The sequence below is a fragment of the Ralstonia pickettii genome, assembly GCF_016466415.2.
Classification (GTDB): Bacteria; Pseudomonadota; Gammaproteobacteria; order Burkholderiales; family Burkholderiaceae; genus Ralstonia; species Ralstonia pickettii.
This window is the reverse complement of record NZ_CP066771.1, coordinates 3172907-3190522: the sequence shown is the minus strand read 5'-3', so window position 1 is coordinate 3190522 and position 17616 is coordinate 3172907. Positions and strand designations below refer to the sequence as shown.

Here is a 17616-nt window from a genome sequence, read left to right as displayed (position 1 = left end):
GATCAACCACATCAGCAACAGGTGACGGGATAGCGGGGCTCCGCAAAGAAGGTGCGCCCATTACAGTCCCGCACCGCAGATAGCGTCAACATTGACTAGACTGATCAACCTCGATTGCCGCCCACTTCATCCGGCCCGATGACCACCTACCTCAATGCCGCCGAAGCCGCCGAGCGCCTGCATATTTCGCGCCCCACGCTGTACGCCTATGTGAGCCGCGGCCTGCTGGCGGCATACCCTTCGCCCGACGGCCGCGGCAGCCGCTACCGCGAGGCCGATGTGGCCCGGCTCGCCGATCAGCGTTCCGGCGGACGGCGCCCGCGCCAGGTGGTACGCCATGCGCTGGACTGGGGCCTACCGGTCATGGAATCGGCCATCACATTGATCGATCACGGGCAGTTGTTCTACCGCGGCACGCCTGCTGTGGGATTGGCCGAACGGGCCACGCTGGAGGCCGTTGCGGCGCACCTGTGGCAATACGAAGAAGCCGCCGCCTTCAACGCGCCCGCGCCGGTGTTGCCGAAGAGCTGGTACGCGGCGCTCACGTCGTTGGCAGACGCGGACATCCGCCAACGCTGCATGGCGCTGTGCACGCTTGCCTTGCCGGCACTCGACGAAGCTGCGTGGCGCCAGGATTCCGCACGCACGGCGCGCGATGCCGGTGCCCTCCTGCGGGTGGTGTTTGCCGCCATGCTCGGCCGCAAGCCAGACACCGCACCCGTGCATCTGCAATGCCAGCAGGCATGGAACCTTGACGCGCACGCCGCCGAGGCCATCCGCGTCGCATTGGTGCTATGCGCCGATCACGAACTCAATGCCTCGAGCTTTGCAGCACGCGTGGTGGCATCGACCGGCGCCAGCCTGGGCGCGGTGGTCAGTGCGGGGCTGGCTGCACTCACGGGTGGCCGGCATGGCGGCACCACGGCGCGTGTGGAGGCCTTGCTGAGCGAGCTGGAAAGCGAGCGCTCCGTGGCAACGGCACTGCGCCGCCGGCTGGATCGCGGCGATGCGCTGCCGGGCTTTGGCCACCCGCTGTATCGCCAGGCCGACCCTCGCGCGGGTGCAATCCTGGCGCACTTGCCGAAGACGGGCGCGGTGCGCAAGCGGCTGCAAACGGTGATGGACGCCGTGGCCGGGTTGACGGGCGATGGGCCATCGGTGGATTTCGCGCTGGTGGCGACCCGCCGCGTGCTGGGGCTACCGGAGGGTTCAGGCTTTGGCCTGTTTGCTGCGGGCCGTACGGCCGGTTGGATTGCGCACGCGCTGGAGCAGCGCGCGGCGGGGCAGTTGATCCGCCCGAGAGCCGCCTATGTGGGGCCGATGCCGGCCGCGCCGGAGGCACCGGTGGGCCGCATCATTCGCGTCAGGTAACGACGCAGGCCGAGATCAGGCCTGCGGAATCTCGATCTTCACCTCAAGCACTTCCAGGTTGTCCTGGCGCTCGAGGTTGACCTTGATGTCGTCGTTGCCGATCTTCACGTACTTCGAGATCACAGCCACCAGCTCGCGTTGCAGCGCGGGCAGGTAGTCGGCGGGCGCACCGCTGGCGGTACGTTCATGGGCGAGGATGATCTGCAGGCGCTCTTTGGCAACGCTTGCAGTCTTCTTCTTCTCGCCGAGCAGGAAAGACAGAATCGACATGGATGTGCGTCTCCTTATTTTCCGCCGCCGAACAGGCGCTGCAGGAAGCCCGGCTTGTTGTATTCGACGTAGCGCAGCTCCTTCTCCTTGCCCAGGAAGCGGTCGATCACATCGTGGTATGCGTTGGCGACGTCCGAGCCTTCCAGGTGGATGGCGGGCAGGCCCTGGTTGGACGCCTGCAGCACAGCTTCGGATTCCGGAATCACGCCAATCAGCTTGATGCGCAGGATTTCCTGGATGTCGGTCAGCGACAGCATCTCGCCTTCGGACACGCGCTTCGGGTTGTAGCGCGTGAGCAGCAGGTGCTCCTTGATCGGCTCCTTGCCTTCCACCGCGCGGCGCGACTTGGAGGACAGGATGCCCAGGATGCGATCGGAGTCACGCACCGAAGAGACTTCCGGATTCGTCACGACGATCGCCTCGTCGGCAAAGTACATCGCCATCAGCGCGCCCGATTCGATACCGGCCGGCGAATCGCAGACGATGTACTCGAAGCCCATTTCCTTCAGGCCTTCGATCACCTTCTCGACGCCTTCACGCGTGAGCGCATCCTTGTCGCGCGTTTGCGAGGCGGGGAGGATGAACAGGTTCTCGCACTTCTTGTCCTTGATGAGGGCCTGGTTCAGGTTGGCCTCACCGTGGATCACGTTGATCAGGTCGTACACGACGCGGCGCTCGCAGCCCATGATGAGGTCGAGGTTGCGCAGGCCGACGTCGAAATCGATGACGGCGGTCTTGTGGCCGCGCAGCGCAAGGCCGGCGGAAAACGCCGCACTGGTGGTCGTCTTGCCGACACCGCCCTTGCCGGAGGTGACTACGATGATCTTGGTCATGGCTCGTAACTCTGTAAGTTAAATCGCTCGGCGCACGGGGTGCGTCACTTCATCCGCAACGGTTCGAAAACCAGCGTGTTGTCCGCGAGCCGGACCTGCGCAGGCTTGCTGGCGTAGGCGTCGGGCCACGGGGTTTCGCCGGTGCGGTAGATCCCGGCGATGGAAATCAGTTGGGGCTCCAGGCACGTGCAGAAGATGCGCGCGTCCAGGTTGCCCTTCACACCTGCCAGCGCACGGCCGCGCAGCGAGGCATACACGTAGATGTTGCCCTCGGCGATCACCTCGGCGCCGTCGCTCACCAGGTCGAGCACGACGAGGTCGCCGCGCGCATAAATGCGCTGGCCGGAGCGCAGCGGGCGATCGACGATCATCGTGCCCGGCTGCATTGCCACGGCATCGGCGGCAGGAACGGCAGGGGTGGAGGCGGGGGCTTCAGCGGCTTGGGCGTGCTCGGGCGCATCCGGTGCGTCCTGCGCGTCATTGCGGTCGGCATCTTTGGCGTCATTCCCGCCGCGCGGGCGGCGGCCGTGGCTGTCGAGCAGCGGCAGGCCGAAAGCCTGGGCCCATTCGGCCTGTTCGGGGCTGGCGACCACGCCGATCGCGCGGGCACGCAGCGCGGTCAGGGTCTCCACCAAACGGTCGATGGGCAGACGCTCGTCTGCGGCCAGGCGGCGCACATCGATGGCAATCACGTCGTTGGAGAAAAACTCCGGCGTGTCGGCAAAGCGTCGCGTGAGTTCGGCGGCCAGGGCGTCCATGTCGGCGGTGCGCGGCGACAGCAGCAGGGCATCGACGGTGCCGCTGCGGATCTCGAACAGCGGCGCTTTCTTCTGGGACATAGAACGGCTACGCGGAAAAATGGGCTCATTCTAACGTTGTTGACGAAGCGCCTTGAATTTTTTGGGGCCGCCGATCCGCCACCCGGCTGAGACGCACAGCCGGCGCCGATCTCCGCATGGCGGGCGCCACGCGCAAATGTCATCCGACGGTCACGGCATCGTCATGCGCGCTTTCGATACTTCTCGGCTCCTGAGCCCCCCGGTCCAGTCTGTTGTCCTCTCGCGTTGCGCAAACGGTTCCCCCGATTCTGCGTGCGCGTCTGCGTGTCATTCGCTTCAGCAGCAATCGCATTTCGCAATCCGCAGTCCGTAGTTCGCATACCAAAAAATAGACTTCAGGGAGAAGTTCATGCGAGTCCGACCATTGTGTTCGGCGGCATTGCCGCTTGCTGTTTTCTTGTCGATGTCGCTGGCTGCCTGTGGCGGCAGCGACGATACTCCGACCACGCCTGCCGCCAGCGCTGCCCCCGCGGGCACCAAGGCCACGCTGGCCGTGCTGGAAACGACCGACCTGCACACGAACGTGCTGTCGTACGACTACTTCAAGCTTGCTGCCGACAATTCGCTCGGCTTCGAGCGCGTGGCGACGCTCATCAATCAGGCGCGCACGCAATTCCCGAATACGCTGCTGCTGGACAACGGCGACACCATCCAGGGCACCGCGCTGTCGGATTACCAGGCCATGGTGAGCCCCATCACCTGCGACCAGACGCTGGCGATCTACAAGGTAATGAACGCCGCCAAGTACGACGGCGGCGGTATCGGGAACCACGAGTTCAACTATGGCCTGCCGTATCTGTCGCAGGTTACGGGCAATACGTTCAACGTCGATGGTCTGCCCGATCCGGCCACGCAGAAGAAATGCGCAGGCCCGGCCTTCCCGCAGGTGCTGGCCAACGTGGTGAGCGCGAAGACCAACGCGCCGCTCTTCCAGCCGTACACGATCATCACCAAGACGGTAACCGCCACGGCGCCGGATGGCAGCACGATCAGCGCACCGGTCAAGGTCGGCATCATCAGCTTCACGCCGCCCACCATCACGAGCTGGGACAAGCGCTGGCTCGACGGCAAGGTCTATACGGTCGGCATCAAGGAAACGGCGGCCAAGTACATCCCCGAGATGCGCGCAAAGGGCGCCGACCTGGTGGTCGCGATTTCGCACGGCGGGCTGGATAACTCGACGTATTCGCCGACGATGGAAAACGGCAGCTGGTGGCTATCCACCGTGCCGGGCATCGACGCCATGTTGATCGGCCACTCGCACCAGCTCTTCCCGGATGCAAAGAGCACGGTCAGCCAGTTCAACCTGCCGGGTGTGGACAAGGTGGCCGGCACCGTGAACGGCGTGCCGACTGTAATGGCCAACTACTGGGGCAAGCACCTCGGCGTGATCAAGCTGGGCCTGACGTTCAACGGCACGAACTGGGCCGTGGACAAGACGCAGACCACGGTGGAAGCGCGCTCGATTCAGAACGCCGACAAGACGTACATTGCGGCCGACCCGACGGTCTCGGCCGCCATCGCCACCGAACACCAGGCGACGATCAACTACGTGAAGACGCCGGTGGGCAGTACCGACTTCAACATGAGCACGTACTTTGCCGATGTGGGCGACCCGGGTGCGATCGAGATCGTGAACCAGGCGCAGGCCGATTACGTGTCGGCGTACATCCAGGCGAACCTGCCGCAGTACGCGTCGCTGCCGGTGCTGTCGGTGAGCGCGCCGTTCAAGAGCGGCTTTGGCGGCGGTACGGATTTCACCGATGTTGCAGCCGGCCCGCTGGCGATCAACAACGCAGCCGACCTGTATCTGTATCCGAACACGGTCTACGCGGTGAAGGTGGCGGGCTCCGACATCAAGAACTGGCTGGAGACGGCAGCCAAGCGCTTCAACACCATCGACCCGACACAAGCGACGGTGCAGAAGCTGGTGAGTACGTTCCCGGGCTACAACTTCGACATGTTCACCACGCCGGACCTGACGTATGAGATTGACGTCACGCAGCCGGTCGGTAGCCGCATCAAGAACCTGATGTACAAAGGCGTGGCGCTCGACCCGGCAGCGCAGTTCATCGTGGCGACCAACAACTACCGCGCAAGCGGCGGCGGCAACTTCCCCGGCCTGGATGGCAGCAAGACGATCTATGCGTCGCCCGATGCCAACCGCGACGTGCTGATCAGCTACATCAAGAAGATCGGCAGCGTGAAGCGGGCGACGAACGGCTCGCAGCGCAGCTGGCGCTTCACGAAGCTGGCGAGCTCGGTGGCGCAGGTGCAGTTCACGTCTGCGCCCAACAAGCTGGCCAGCGCCACGGCCGCCGGCATCACCAACGTCACACAGGTGGCTGCGGATGACGGTTCGGGCAAGGGCTTGGCGGTGTACCAGATCGACCTGACGCAGTAAGCAGGAGCCGACGATGCCATCTCTTCGTTCCGCATGGGCGGGTGCACCGGCCATGGAATCTCCGCGACAGTCGGTGCCGATGCTCACCGTGGCCGCGGCGCTGGCGATCATCGTGGCGGCCGGCGGTTGGCTGTCGCATGCGCGCCAGGTACCCGCCGTCGATGCCACGCAGCTGGAATCGTGGCGCGCAATGGTCGTGCAAGCGATGGAGCCCGAGGCGCTGCAGCAATTGCGTCAGCGCGCACGCAGCGGCTCCGTGCCGGCGCAGTCAGCGTTGGGCGAAGCCTTGCTCAGCGCGCACGACGGCGCCTTGCGGAACGAGGGGATGCGCTGGCTGGAAACCGCTGCATCGAGCGATGCGCGTGCGCAGTTATCGCTGGGCAAGGCGCTGCTGCTCGGTACCGGCGGTGTGGAACGCGACTACCCGCGTGCGCTGCGCCTGCTGCGTCAATCCGCTGACAAGGGCGACGCGGCCGCGGCGTACTACCTGGGCGTGATGTATCGCAGCGGCTACGGCACGGCTGTCGACACAACGCAGGCTGCACACTGGTTTGATCGTGCTGCCCGCCACGAGATTCCGGCAGCGATGTTCATGCTGGCGAATGCCTACCGCGACGGTGATGGTGTGCCACGCGATGAAGCCCGCGCGCTGGCGTTGTACCAGGACGCCGCCGAACACGAATTGCCGGAGGCCGTGCAAGCCTTGGCGATGGCGTATCAGAACGGCGAACTGGGTCTCAAGCGCGACGATGCCGCGTATCACCAGCAGTGGATTGAAACGGCACATGCGCTGAAGCATCCTGCGCTCGCGCCGTAATACAGCGTTCTCCTCAGTAAAGCCCGCGGGTCTGGGCGTGCAGGCGCACCAGACCCAGCAGGGCATCAATCTGCGGCGTCGGCACGCCCACATGCTGGCCGATCTCTCGCACCGACGCCACCAGCGCATCGATCTCCAGCGGGCCGCGTCCGGCCTCTGCATCCTGCAGCATCGACGTCTTGAACGCGCCGAGTTGACGCGTCACCGCGCTGCGTTCTTCGCCGCTCTGCTCGATCGGGCAGCCGATGCGCGCACCAATTGCTTTGGCCTCTTCCATGACGCCGAGGCAAAACGCGCTGACCAGCGGATCATCGAGAATGCGATCGCACGTCGCGCCCGTGAGCACCGACACCGGGTTCATCGTCATGTTGCCCCACAGCTTGAACCAGATATCGCGTTGAATGGCTTCGCTGCGTTCGATCTGCAAACCAGCGCGTTCAAAGAGCGCACCGAGTGCACCCAGGCGCGGTGAGATGCCGCCTGTGGGTTCGCCAAGAATCAATCGTTTGCCGAACCCATGACGTACGTGTCCTGGTGCCGCCGTTGAACACGTCAGATGCACCACGCAACCCAGTACGTTCTTCGTTGGAATGGCTTGCGCGATGCGTCCGTGTGGATCCACCGATTGCAGGCGCAGGCCTTCCAGCGGCCCGTGCCGGTCAAAGAACCACCATGGCACGCCGTTCATCGCGACCACCACACAGGTCTCGGGGCCGATGAGCGGAGCAATGCCTTGCGCCACGCTTTCCATGGCGGGAGCTTTTACAGCAACGATCACGACGTCCTGCACACCGAACGCGTGCGCGTCGTCACTCGCGTGCACCGGCACAGAGCGTGTGTTGCCGTCTTCGGTCAGGCGCAGTCCTTCGGCTCGCAATGCCTGAAGCGTCGCACCGCGTGCCAGCACGTTGACCGGTTGATCTGCCAGCGCGAGCTTTGCGCCAAGATAGCCGCCGACCGCGCCGGCGCCCACGATGCAAATGCGTGTCATGTGATCAGGTTCGGTAGGAAGAATCGATGCGGTCGATGGTGCGGGTGAGGGCCGCAAACACATCTTCGCCTGCGCCAAAGTTTGGGTTGAACTGCAGCGAATCGCGCGTGCAGTTGCGCGCAATCGCTTCGGGAATCTCCAACACCGGGCCCATCGATGTGGAAGCGAGCTGGATCTCGCACGCGCGGTTGAGCAGCCACAGCACCGCAAACGCCCGCGCAATCGAATCACCCCAGGCCAGCAGTCCGTGGTTGCGCAAGATTACCGCGGGCTTGTCACCGATGTTCCTGACCAGGCGCGGCCCTTCATCGGCATGCACGGTGATGCCCTCGAAGTCGTGATACGCGACCTTGCCGTGCAGTTGCGCCGCGTAGAAATTGCTGATCGACAAGCCGTCGCGCGCGCACGCCACGGCCATGCCGGCGGTCGTGTGGGTGTGCATCACGCAGTGCGCGCCCGGGATACCGGCATGAATGGCGGCATGCACGGTAAAACCCGCCGGGTTGACCGGCCAGTCCGGCTGACCCGCTGTGCGCCGCACGTTGCCCTGCAGGTCGATCTTCACCAGGTTCGACGCGCAAACCTCGGCATAGGTCAGGCCAAACGGATTGATCAGAAAGGTCGGACCGTCATCGTCATCCGCACCGTCTTCCGGTTGCAGGCGCAGCGTGATGTGGTTGTAGATGAGTTCGGTCCAACCCAGCTGCGCAAAGATGCGATAGCACGCCGCCAGCTTCACGCGCGCGCCCCATTCTCTTGGGCCGCACCAAGTCGGGCGATGGGCCTGGATGTCCGAACCGGAATCGGGCGAAAGCGAAAGCACCGTCATGACCTGTCTCCTGATCGCAGGGGCCATGCGCCGGTCGGGTTGCCGGCGCTTAAGTGATTCACATGTTAATGAATTTGCGCCGGGCGTCAAACAACGTTACATCTGCCGTCTGCTAGGGCAACTGGTTGCGCAGCACCACCAACCACTGCATGACCGAATTCGTGTACGGATCGAGCTGGTTGGCGTCATTCAACTCGGTAATGCTCATCGATGCGGATTGCTGCACGTTGCCGCCAATCGATTTCACTTCATGGCGCACCGGGTCCATCTCGACGACGAGATCGCAATGCATGGGCGTTCTGCCGGCCTGGATTTCGGCCGGGTCCGTCATGAAGCGATCGGCGCCGCGTGCGGTGCAGATGAGGTCGCCCGGACGCGGCACGGCCGGTGTGCGCTCAAGGACAAAGGCGGGATGCCTGAGCAGATGATCGCGCGCGTCGGTCACATATTCCGCATGCGTAGCGCCGGTCAGGAATTGATCGTTCTGCAGGCCGGCCTTGCGCATGATCCACGAGATGAACACCGCAGACCACGCCCAGCCGCCGGTGGTCAACTGCTGGCAGGTCGGTGTCTTGCCGACAATGCCCCAGTAGCGCTTGGCCAGCATGCAGCCGCGCGCGGTGGCTTCGCCGCCCGTGCCGTCCGGATAACGCAGGCAAGGTGCCTGGGCAGGTGCGGCAGGCTCGGCAACTGCCTTGGGCAGCGGCATGTCGGTACCGCTTCCTTCATCAGACGGGGTGGGCATCGGGTCGTCGGGTGTCAGCCAACGGCCTTGCGGCTGGTCAGGAAAACCGCCGCCTGCTACGCAATACGTATCGTCGCGCCCCACGCGCACCACTTGGCGCCCCCACCGATCCCATTCGGTCAGGGCAATCTCGATCATCTTTTCGCGCGGTGTGGCACCCGGGCGCGTCTGCACGACTTCGTTGTCGGGTAGCGGTTCGGCTTGCGGGCGCGCAGGCGGCGTCGCACAACCGGCAAACCAGAAGACCGGTGCGATCAGGACAAGCGGCAGGGCAATGCGCAGAGCGAGCGAATTGCGCAGGAAAGGGCGGGACATGAAAGAGGGGAGAAGGGATGGCCTGACGGGGAGACAGGCCTTCCGACGTGGTATGCCAGTGCTGCGGTCGATTCACGCATGCAATGGCATGCCACGTCGTTGGCGCTCACCAGACAGGCTGGCTGCGCCGAGGGCTGTCATTGCATCAGGCGTTGACAGCGTCCTTGAACTTCTGGCCGGCCTTGAACTTGACCGTCTTGGCCGCTTCGACCTTGATTTCTTCGCCGGTGCGCGGGTTGCGAGCCATACGCTCCGCACGCTCACCTTGGCTGAAGGTACCAAAGCCGATAAGGCTGACCGCATCGCCCTTGCCAACGGATTCCATGATGGCTTGCAGCGTCACGTTCAGTGCCTGCTCGGCCTTGGCCTTGGTCAGACCGTCTACGCCGCTGGCGATGGCGTCGATCAGTTCGGTTTTCGTCATTGCTTGACTCCCTTCAAGAGTAGATAAAACACACAACAGAGCGTCCGGGGGATGGCTCCAAGGGCGACATGATACCGGCATGCGAACAGCGTCGGCACGTGAGCTTTGTAACGGCGCGTGGCATGTGGGTTCCGTAAACCCGCATGGGCGCTACGTTGCGAGGCGATCCCATCACATCAATATTGGCGCTCGATGGTCTGGTTCGCGGTTGGCTTGTCTGCTCGTTGATCGGTTCGACGCAGTCGACTGGTTGGTTTACCTTTTTTCTTATGTATACAGATAGTAGTAGTAGATAACGGTGGACAGTTTCTGTGGATAAGTGAAAAAAGCGCTTTGTGTTCAAGCACTTGTTGCAAGCAAAACAGCGGGTACCGCGTGTGCTCTCAGGTGGATAGCTTGCTGGTTTTTCCGATCGCCCGATTGGCAACCCCGTCACTTGTGCCCACACCGTCGACAGGGCAGCCACAGACAACCAACAGCCTTTGCCGGTAGTTATCCACAGCTGCAGGCGGAGTTATCCACACTGATGGGGCAGCATGGGGTTGCGGCGCGTGTCGAGATGCCATGCTTTTGGTGTAGGCTCACGGCTTCGTTGATCGACGTTTTTGTTTCGCTTTACAGCGCTATTTCCCAATGACACGCACGTCCCCTGATGCCACGCCGGCTCTGGCTGAGTCCTCGCCCGCGACGGAAGCGCCGGCCAAACTGCGCCGCCGCGATCGCATCGAGGTGCGCGAATCGGGCGTGCACGGACGCGGCGTGTATGCCGTGGTCGCCATCGCACGCGGCAAGAAGATCATCGAATACAAGGGCGAGCACATCACGTGGAAGGAAGCGCTGCGCCGCCATCCGCATGACCCCTCCGACCCGAATCACACCTTCTATTTCAGCCTGGAAGACGGCAGCGTGATCGACGCCAAGTACGGCGGCAACCGCGCGCGCTGGATCAACCATGCGTGCAAGCCGAACTGCGAAGCGCGGGAAGCAGATGGCCGCGTGTTCATTCACGCGCTGCGCGACATCGAAGCCGGCGAAGAACTGTTCTACGACTACGGCCTCGTCATCGAGGGCCGTCAGACCAAGGCACTGAAGGAACAGTTCGCGTGCCGCTGCGGCGCGAAGAAATGCCGCGGCACAATGCTGGCGCCGCCCGAGAAGACCAAGAAGAAGTAAGTCGAACGCTCGTCGTTCAGACGGCGTCGTCTGCCAGCGGCAGACGCAACACGAAGCGCATCACGCGACTGCCATCGCGCGCGGTTGCATCGTCGATGGCAACGGTGCCGCCGTGCAGACGCACGATGTCGTGCACGATGGCCAGGCCCAGGCCGCTGCCTTGCGGCTGCCCAGGGCGGTGGTCCGCATCCCCGCGGAAGAAGCGCTGGAACACTTCACCGCGCCGCTCGGGTGGAATGCCGGGGCCGTTGTCTTCCACGCTCACCACACCCCACCACTTGGATGCCGCGTCGGCCTCCATGCCGGCGCGCAAGGTTACGCGTCCGCCAGCCGGCACATATTTGATGGCGTTGTCGAGCAGGTTGTTGATGGCTTCGCGCAATAGCACTGCGTTGGCCAGCACCGGTGCCTGCAAGGAACCTGGCAGTGTGGCGTCGTGCGGCCAGGCCTCGAAGCCCAGGTCCAGCCCGCGCGCGAGCGCGCGCGGCACCCACTCGGCGCCGGTGTCGAACGCCAGCGAGACAAGATCGACGCGCATCGGCGTGCCGAGTTGGTCCAGCGTCATACCTGGCTCGGCACGCGCCAGCGTGAGCAACTGGTTGGATAGACGCACCGCGCGGTTCGCACCCGATTGCAGCTCGAGCAGCGCGGGGCGGGCATCGTCCAATGTCTTGGCGTCGACAGCGCGATCGGCGTGCAGCTTCAACGCCGTCAGCGGCGTGCGGAGTTGATGTGCCGCGTCTGCGATGAAGGTGCGCTGCGCTTCCAGTGCGTCGCGCAGCCGGGCCAGCAGCGCGTTCATCGCGTTGATGAGCGGCTGCAGTTCGGCCGGCACGCGTTCGGCCGATTCCGCCGGCAGCGGTGTCACCGAACGCGCGCTCTGCTTGTTGAGCGTATCGGCCAGCGTCTGCAACGGCTGCAATTCTTCCTTGAGCACGAGCGAAAGAATCAGCCCCCCAATTGCCAGCAGCACGATCAATGGAATCGACACCGACAGCAGCACTTCCTTGGCGGCCGTATCGCGATGGTCCAGCAGCTCCGCCACTTCCACGACGATGCCGCCCTCGGCCTGCATGGCATCGGGCGGGTTGGACGGGTTGAACGCCGGTGCCGTCTGCGCCAGCGTGGGCGCGAGCGCAGGGCGCGTGACATCGTCTTCGGGATCGGGCGGTACAGGTTGTCGCGGCGAGCGCGGCTTGGGCACCTCCGCGCTCACGCCCGGCACGAGCAGATGCACCGCACGTACCTGTTTGCCGTCGATCCAGCTGTAGAACACGCGCGCATCGCCAATGCGAACCTGGCCCGAGCCGTAGCCCAATGGCGTGTCGCGCCCAACGAGGGTGCCCGTAGGGCCGGAAATGCGCCAGTAGATGCGGTCTTCGCCGCTGTTCTGGACGAGCGTCTGGGCGGTGAGAGCAATGTCGTAGAGCTTGGCCGCCGACACATGCGGACCGGCGATGCGCAATTGCTCAGCCAGCGTGTTCGCCACCCCCACCAATGCGCGATCGAACACCTGCGCGGTGTAATGCGCCGCCAGCCAGTATGACAGCGCGCCGGTGCCCACAATCAGGCCGAACAGCGGTGTCGCCAGCGCACGCAACAGATGCAGGCGCAGGCTGATCGCACCGTTGCCGCCCTTGGCCGGTGCTGCTGAAGCCGACGACGAGGCGGGACGGTGGCGCTTGAACATGGACGAGACCTACGCTGCCGCGCGTGCCTGCAGCAAATAGCCGAAGCCGCGCACCGTGACGATCTCTGCCTCGGAATGTTCGATCTTGCGGCGCACGCGGTGCACATAGACTTCGATGGCCGTATCGCCCACCACGTCGTGGCTGGCTTCACCGATGGCATGCCCGAAGCTGGCAAGGTGGTCCTGCAACTGAACCTTGCTGACCACCCGGCCTTGGCGGAGCATCAGCAACTCCAGCACGGCAAATTCGCGCGGCGACAGTTCCAGCGGAGCGGCGTCGACAAAGATGCGCCGCTCCACGCCGCTCATGCGCAGCCGTCCGACCAGGATGTCAGGGCGCGCGGCGGGTTCGGTCGGATCCCCGCGACGGCGGAGCAATGCGCCCACGCGGGCCACGAGTTCGAGCATCTCGAACGGCTTGAGCAGGTAATCATCCGCGCCCGCGTTCAGGCCGTTCACCTTGTCGAGCAGGCCGTCGCGGGCGGTCAGGATCAGCACGGGTGTCACGCGATCGCGCGCCCGAAATTGCGAGAGCAGCGTCATGCCGTCGATGCCGGGCAGCCCGAGATCGAGGATCACCAGATCGTGGGTCTGCCGGGTGAGTTGTTCAGTGGCGAAGACACCGTCATGAACGACATGCACGCGGTGCCCGGCTTGCGTGAGCCCGGCATGGATGCCGCTGGCGATGGCACGGTCGTCTTCAATCAGCAGGATGCGCATTGACTCGATCCAGAGTGCGGGCGGAAAGGGCAAAAAGGGACAATCGGCGAGATTGGGCAGCGCTACAATGCGCGGATGACCGATGCCCTGCTCACCATCACCGATCTGGAGGCCGCCATCAATTTCTGGCGTGCCCGTTCGCCCGCCGAAGGCGAGGAACTGCGGCTGTGTGCCGAGGCGTCGGCGCTGGCCAAGCCGTATGCGCTGATGATTGTACAAGGCGCCACCCGCATCGCCCCTGAGCAATTGGGCGACAGGGCGCGGGCGGCGTACGAGGCGTGGCGCGCAGCCACACAGGGCTGAGCGCCAGCATTGCGGTGATTACTTCGCGCCGGTGGCGCCTGCGCCTTTCGCGGCCTGCTCGATAAAGCGCGCGAGATCGGCGTCACGGTGCGTGAGCCCGTTCGCATCATGCGTGGACAACGTGATGTCCACGCGATTCCACACGTTGAACCACTCGGGGTGGTGATTCATCTGCTCGGCTTTGATCGCCACGCGCGTCATGAAGCCGAACGCGGCGTTGAAGTCGGTAAAGGTGAAAGTTTTCTGGATGGCGTCGCGGTCGCTCTGCAGCGTCCAGCCGGGCACTTCGGCAAAGAGGGCCTTGCGTTGGTCGTCGTTCAGGGTCGGCATCATGATGGGGGCGAAGTTCTGTCTTGAATGCGCGCAGTATAGTCAGCGCGCCACGATCTGCGCTCAGATGTCCGCCGTGTCTGCCCAACCTTCGCGGTTTCCGACGTTCAGCACCACATCGCCATCCATCACATCCCCCGCACCGATAGTCGGTAGCGCGGCGAGTTCTTCATACAGCGGCGTGAAGTCCGGGCGCGTGGCATCGAACAGTTGCTCGAAGCTGTCGATGGTGAAGTAGGTCTTCTGGAACGTGTCGATGCGATAGCGCGTGCGCATGATGCGGCGCACGTCAAAGCCGATGCGGTTCGGGCTGGCCGAATCCAGCGCATATACCGATTCACTCTTGCTCGACACGATGCCCGCCCCGTAGATGCGCAGGCCGGCCGGCGTGCGGATCAGGCCGAATTCCACCGTGTACCAGTACAGGCGCGCCAGCATGTCGAGCTGGCCCAGGCGCGCGGCCTTCAGGCCACCCTTGCCGTAGGCTTCCATGTAGTCGGCAAAGATCGGGTTAATCAGCAGCGGCACGTGGCCGAAGATGTCGTGGAAGCAATCCGGCTCTTGCAGGTAATCGAGCTGATCGGGGCGGCGCATCCACCAGCTTGCGGGGAAGCGGCGGTTGGCGAGGTGATCGAAGAACACTTCGTCAGGCACCAGGCCTGGCACCGCGACGATCTGCCAGCCGGTGGCGCGCATCAGCGTTTCGTTGAGCTGGTCAAATGACGGCACAGCATCGCGGCTCATGCCCAGTGTCGACAGGCCTTGCAGGAATTCATCACAGACACGGCCCGGCAACAGCGCTTCCTGGCGGTCGTACAGCGTGCGCCACGTTGCATGGTCGGCGGCGGTGTAGCGGTGCACCGGCTGCTGCATGGTGAAATCAGCGCGCAGCGTCTGGCCGTCCAGGCCTTCGGCAAATTGTTCACGCAGCTTATCGGTCAGGGTGCCGTTGAAGCCGGCCGGGGCGGCGTTTTGCGCTGCATCGGGGGCGTTGGTTGCGATGGCCATTTGTAATGTCGATCTTGTGCAATCAGAGTCCGGCCAGTGTAGGGGCGCGTCGACGCGGGTTGGCCGCAAAACCGCCACACATTGCACGTTGTTTGCGGAAATCATGCAGAATGCAGCCTGTCAACGCAGGAGGTGTGCATGATTTCGCTTGATGCCTTCGATCTGGCCCTGTTAGCGGCGCTTCAGCGCGATGGGCGTGCGACGCATCAGCAGCTCTCGGAGCAAGTCCACCTGTCGGCCAGCCAAGTCGGGCGGCGCCTGGCGCGGCTTGAATCGGAAGGCGTGATCGAGGGCTACCGGGTGGTGCTCTCGCCGACCGGGCTGGGGCTGGGCGTGACGGTGTTCGCGAGCGTCAAGCTGGCGCACCACGGCGACGCCATCGTCGAACGCTTTCATGAAGAGATCAGCCTGCTCGATGCGGTGCAGGAATGCTATTCCGTGGCGGGCGACGCCGATTACATGCTGCGCGTGGTGGTGCCCGACCTGCCGGCGTTGTCGGAATTCGTCATGCGCAAGCTGATGCGCGTGCCGGGTGTGGATAACGTGCGTTCCAATATCGTACTGACAGCCCTGAAGAGGGATGGCGCGTTGCCGCTATCCCACCTTGGTGGGTAAATTCGCGCCTTGCGCCAGGGTGCTCGGCGTGTCACGCTGCAAGCCGACATGACTTTGCTGATATGAAACGCCTGTCTTGGGCGGGAGACCACGATGGTTGAAGGGCACACCACGCATCCGGCGCACGCGCCGGCGCATCTGTCAGGCGGCTACGGCATGCCGGCACGGGTTCGCGCGTGGTGGGTGGCTGCTGCCGTGGCAGGCGTGACCTACGGCGGCATGCTGACCATGGTGGCCGTAGATGTACCGCCCGGCACCCCGCTGGTCGGTCGCATCGTCGCGCAGCCGCTGTGGAAAATGCTGATGGCGCTGCTGCTGGCGCGGGCCGCATCGCTGCACGAGATTCCGCGCGAGCGGCGCTGGCTGATCGGCGCCATGATGTTTTCCGCACTCGGGGATCTGTGGCTCGTTCTGCCGGGGCTCGCGTTCTCGTTCATGGCCGGGCTGGGCTGCTTCCTGCTGGCGCATCTGTGCTATCTGCGGGTGCTGGTGGGGCTGCGTGGCGTGTCGTCGGCCATCCGCATGATCGGTGTCGGCGTGATGATCGGCGTGGCCATCGGCATGCTGCTGTGGTACTGGCCAGGGCTCGGCGAGCTCAAGGGGCCCGTCATTGCCTACATGGTCGTCCTCTCGGCGATGGTGTGCGCGGCATTGCTGGCGCGCCTGCCGGGGCCGCTGACGGCGTGGGGCGCACTCGCGTTTGCAGCTTCCGACGCGATGATCGGCATCAGCGTGTTCGTCTTTCCGTTCACCGACCACGAGCTGGCGATCTGGTGGAGTTACGCCGCTGCGCAGCTGCTCATCAGCGCGGGATTGCTCACGCGCCGCACACCGCCGCCGCGCCGCGCTGCTGCATAAGTCCGTCCGACGTTTCTTCCGCTGCGGGAGCCCGATGCTGGAGACCCTCGACGCTGCCACCACGGCAGCCCGCTTGCCGTATGCCGCCTTGGCCGATGCCATCGCCCAGGTGTTGCGCGACGCGCGCGCAGGCCGTGCCCTGGCGCCGGCCCGCCTTGTGATGCCCGTGGCGGGCGGGGGCAGTCTGTTGCTGATGCCCGCGTCCAACGCCGACATCGCCATCACCAAGATGATCACCGTGCATCCGCACAACCCTGGGCAGGGCTTGCCGGCGATCCACGGTGAGGTGGTGGTGATGGATGCCCGCACGGGTGTGCGCCGGCTGATGCTGGATGGCCCGACCGTTACCGCGCACCGTACCGCCGCTGTGTCGTTGCTGGCGGCGCGCTTGCTGGCACCTGAGCCGGCGGGAGATCTCCTGTTGATCGGCGCCGGTGCCCAGGCCCGCGCACATCTGGAGGCCTTCCGCTTCGGACTGGGCACGCGTCGCGTCACCATCATTGCGCGCACGGCTGCAAGCGCCGATGGGCTGGCGGACTACGCACGCGCGCTCGGCATGAACGCCACCGCGCTCGCGGGCGGCGATGCGGCAGGCGTGGCGGATGCGGCCCGCGCTGCATTGCCGCAGGCTTCTCTGGTGATCACCGCGACACCGTCATCGCAACCGGTGCTCCCGGATCTGGGGGATCCAAGCCAACCTGCGGGCTACGCGTGGGGAGCGCATCACTTCATCGCGGCTGTTGGCGCATTCCGGCCCGACATGGCGGAGCTGCCGCCACGCCTGTGCGTGCATGCCGCAGCGGTCGATCGGCTGTACGCCGATACGCTCGTCGACCTGGAAGCCGAAGCCGGTGACCTGCTGCAGGCTGGCGTGCCATGGTCCCGTGTGCGGCCCTTACAACAGTGCATCGATACGCCGCCCGACACGCTCACGCAGCCCGCGCCGGTGTCCCCGGTGGTGTTCAAAAGCGTCGGCAGTGCCCTGTGGGATCTAGCTGCTTGCGTGCTTGCGCTGACCAAGTCCACGGCTGTTTAAAAATTGGGCATGTGCTGCAGAAGCGCGCCGCAGGCCGATCGCGCG

General features: G+C 64.5%; 19 protein-coding genes. 8 read left to right on the top strand and 11 right to left on the bottom strand.

The features are described from left to right. The first annotated feature begins 138 nt into the window (after positions 1-138). Positions 139-1371 carry a citrate synthase family protein gene (locus RP6297_RS15095; RefSeq protein ID WP_009239511.1) on the top strand — a complete coding sequence of 411 codons (1233 nt, stop codon included), beginning with the start codon at positions 139-141 and terminating at the stop codon, positions 1369-1371. A gap of 15 nt (positions 1372-1386) precedes the next feature. On the opposite strand, the gene minE is transcribed toward RP6297_RS15095, so the two are convergent. The 3 genes from minE to minC are packed head-to-tail and all read right to left on the bottom strand — an operon-like array spanning position 1387 to position 3313. Further along, a complete protein-coding gene (minE, locus tag RP6297_RS15090) occupies positions 1387-1641 on the bottom strand; it encodes a cell division topological specificity factor MinE (protein ID WP_004628536.1) in 255 nt (84 codons plus the stop codon). Between the two features lie 14 nt (positions 1642-1655). Continuing rightward, positions 1656-2474 carry a septum site-determining protein MinD gene (minD, locus tag RP6297_RS15085; protein WP_009239512.1) on the bottom strand — a complete coding sequence of 273 codons (819 nt, stop codon included), beginning with the start codon at positions 2472-2474 and terminating at the stop codon, positions 1656-1658. Between the two features lie 44 nt (positions 2475-2518). Next, the gene (gene minC, locus RP6297_RS15080) at positions 2519-3313 is read right to left on the bottom strand and encodes a septum site-determining protein MinC (protein WP_009239513.1); all 795 of its coding nucleotides are present in this window, start codon (positions 3311-3313) and stop codon (positions 2519-2521) included. Between the two features lie 349 nt (positions 3314-3662). Here minC and RP6297_RS15075 point away from each other — a divergent pair, with 349 nt between their 5' ends. Both RP6297_RS15075 and RP6297_RS15070 read left to right on the top strand, forming a co-directional pair. After that, the gene (locus RP6297_RS15075; protein WP_009239514.1) at positions 3663-5717 is read left to right on the top strand and encodes a bifunctional 2',3'-cyclic-nucleotide 2'-phosphodiesterase/3'-nucleotidase; all 2055 of its coding nucleotides are present in this window, start codon (positions 3663-3665) and stop codon (positions 5715-5717) included. Between the two features lie 13 nt (positions 5718-5730). Further along, positions 5731-6534 (top strand): tetratricopeptide repeat protein, encoded by an 804-nt coding sequence (locus tag RP6297_RS15070; RefSeq protein WP_009239515.1) that lies wholly within the window; start codon positions 5731-5733, stop codon positions 6532-6534. A 13-nt stretch (positions 6535-6547) separates the two neighbouring features. Here RP6297_RS15070 and RP6297_RS15065 read toward each other — a convergent pair whose 3' ends face one another. From RP6297_RS15065 to RP6297_RS15050, 4 genes are all read right to left on the bottom strand, one after another. Beyond that, entirely contained in the window at positions 6548-7525 is a 978-nt protein-coding gene (locus RP6297_RS15065; RefSeq protein WP_009239516.1) for a 2-dehydropantoate 2-reductase, read from the bottom strand. A gap of 4 nt (positions 7526-7529) precedes the next feature. After that, a complete protein-coding gene (locus RP6297_RS15060) occupies positions 7530-8354 on the bottom strand; it encodes a class II aldolase/adducin family protein (protein ID WP_009239517.1) in 825 nt (274 codons plus the stop codon). 112 nt (positions 8355-8466) lie between these two features. Then, positions 8467-9414 carry a DUF2272 domain-containing protein gene (locus tag RP6297_RS15055; RefSeq protein ID WP_009239518.1) on the bottom strand — a complete coding sequence of 316 codons (948 nt, stop codon included), beginning with the start codon at positions 9412-9414 and terminating at the stop codon, positions 8467-8469. Between the two features lie 145 nt (positions 9415-9559). Then, positions 9560-9838, bottom strand: a complete 279-nt coding sequence (locus RP6297_RS15050; RefSeq protein WP_004628548.1) for an HU family DNA-binding protein — start codon at positions 9836-9838, stop codon at positions 9560-9562. A 633-nt stretch (positions 9839-10471) separates the two neighbouring features. Here RP6297_RS15050 and RP6297_RS15045 point away from each other — a divergent pair. Then, on the top strand, positions 10472-11011 hold the full coding sequence (locus RP6297_RS15045; RefSeq protein ID WP_009239519.1) for an SET domain-containing protein: 540 nt from the start codon (positions 10472-10474) through the stop codon (positions 11009-11011). Between the two features lie 16 nt (positions 11012-11027). Here the strand turns inward: RP6297_RS15045 and RP6297_RS15040 are convergent, their stop codons facing one another. Together RP6297_RS15040 and RP6297_RS15035 are read right to left on the bottom strand one after the other, a co-directional pair. After that, a complete protein-coding gene (locus RP6297_RS15040) occupies positions 11028-12701 on the bottom strand; it encodes a sensor histidine kinase (RefSeq protein WP_009239520.1) in 1674 nt (557 codons plus the stop codon). 9 nt (positions 12702-12710) lie between these two features. Then, a complete protein-coding gene (locus tag RP6297_RS15035) occupies positions 12711-13421 on the bottom strand; it encodes a response regulator transcription factor (protein WP_009239521.1) in 711 nt (236 codons plus the stop codon). A gap of 75 nt (positions 13422-13496) precedes the next feature. On the opposite strand from RP6297_RS15035, the gene RP6297_RS15030 reads away from it, so the two are divergent. Then, on the top strand, positions 13497-13724 hold the full coding sequence (locus RP6297_RS15030; protein ID WP_009239522.1) for a DUF3717 domain-containing protein: 228 nt from the start codon (positions 13497-13499) through the stop codon (positions 13722-13724). Between the two features lie 18 nt (positions 13725-13742). On the opposite strand, the gene RP6297_RS15025 is transcribed toward RP6297_RS15030, so the two are convergent. Next, positions 13743-14057, bottom strand: coding sequence for a 4a-hydroxytetrahydrobiopterin dehydratase (locus tag RP6297_RS15025; protein WP_009239523.1), 315 nt, complete (start codon positions 14055-14057; stop codon positions 13743-13745). Positions 14058-14117: 60 nt separating this feature from the next. Beyond that, entirely contained in the window at positions 14118-15062 is a 945-nt protein-coding gene (gene phhA, locus RP6297_RS15020; protein WP_009239524.1) for a phenylalanine 4-monooxygenase, read from the bottom strand. Positions 15063-15200: 138 nt separating this feature from the next. On the opposite strand from phhA, the gene RP6297_RS15015 reads away from it, so the two are divergent. From RP6297_RS15015 to RP6297_RS15005, 3 genes are all read left to right on the top strand, one after another. Beyond that, the gene (locus RP6297_RS15015) at positions 15201-15677 is read left to right on the top strand and encodes an Lrp/AsnC family transcriptional regulator (protein ID WP_009239525.1); all 477 of its coding nucleotides are present in this window, start codon (positions 15201-15203) and stop codon (positions 15675-15677) included. 93 nt (positions 15678-15770) lie between these two features. Continuing rightward, entirely contained in the window at positions 15771-16535 is a 765-nt protein-coding gene (locus tag RP6297_RS15010; protein ID WP_009239526.1) for a lysoplasmalogenase, read from the top strand. A 34-nt stretch (positions 16536-16569) separates the two neighbouring features. Then, on the top strand, positions 16570-17571 hold the full coding sequence (locus tag RP6297_RS15005; protein WP_009239527.1) for a delta(1)-pyrroline-2-carboxylate reductase family protein: 1002 nt from the start codon (positions 16570-16572) through the stop codon (positions 17569-17571). Positions 17572-17616: the final 45 nt, after the last annotated feature.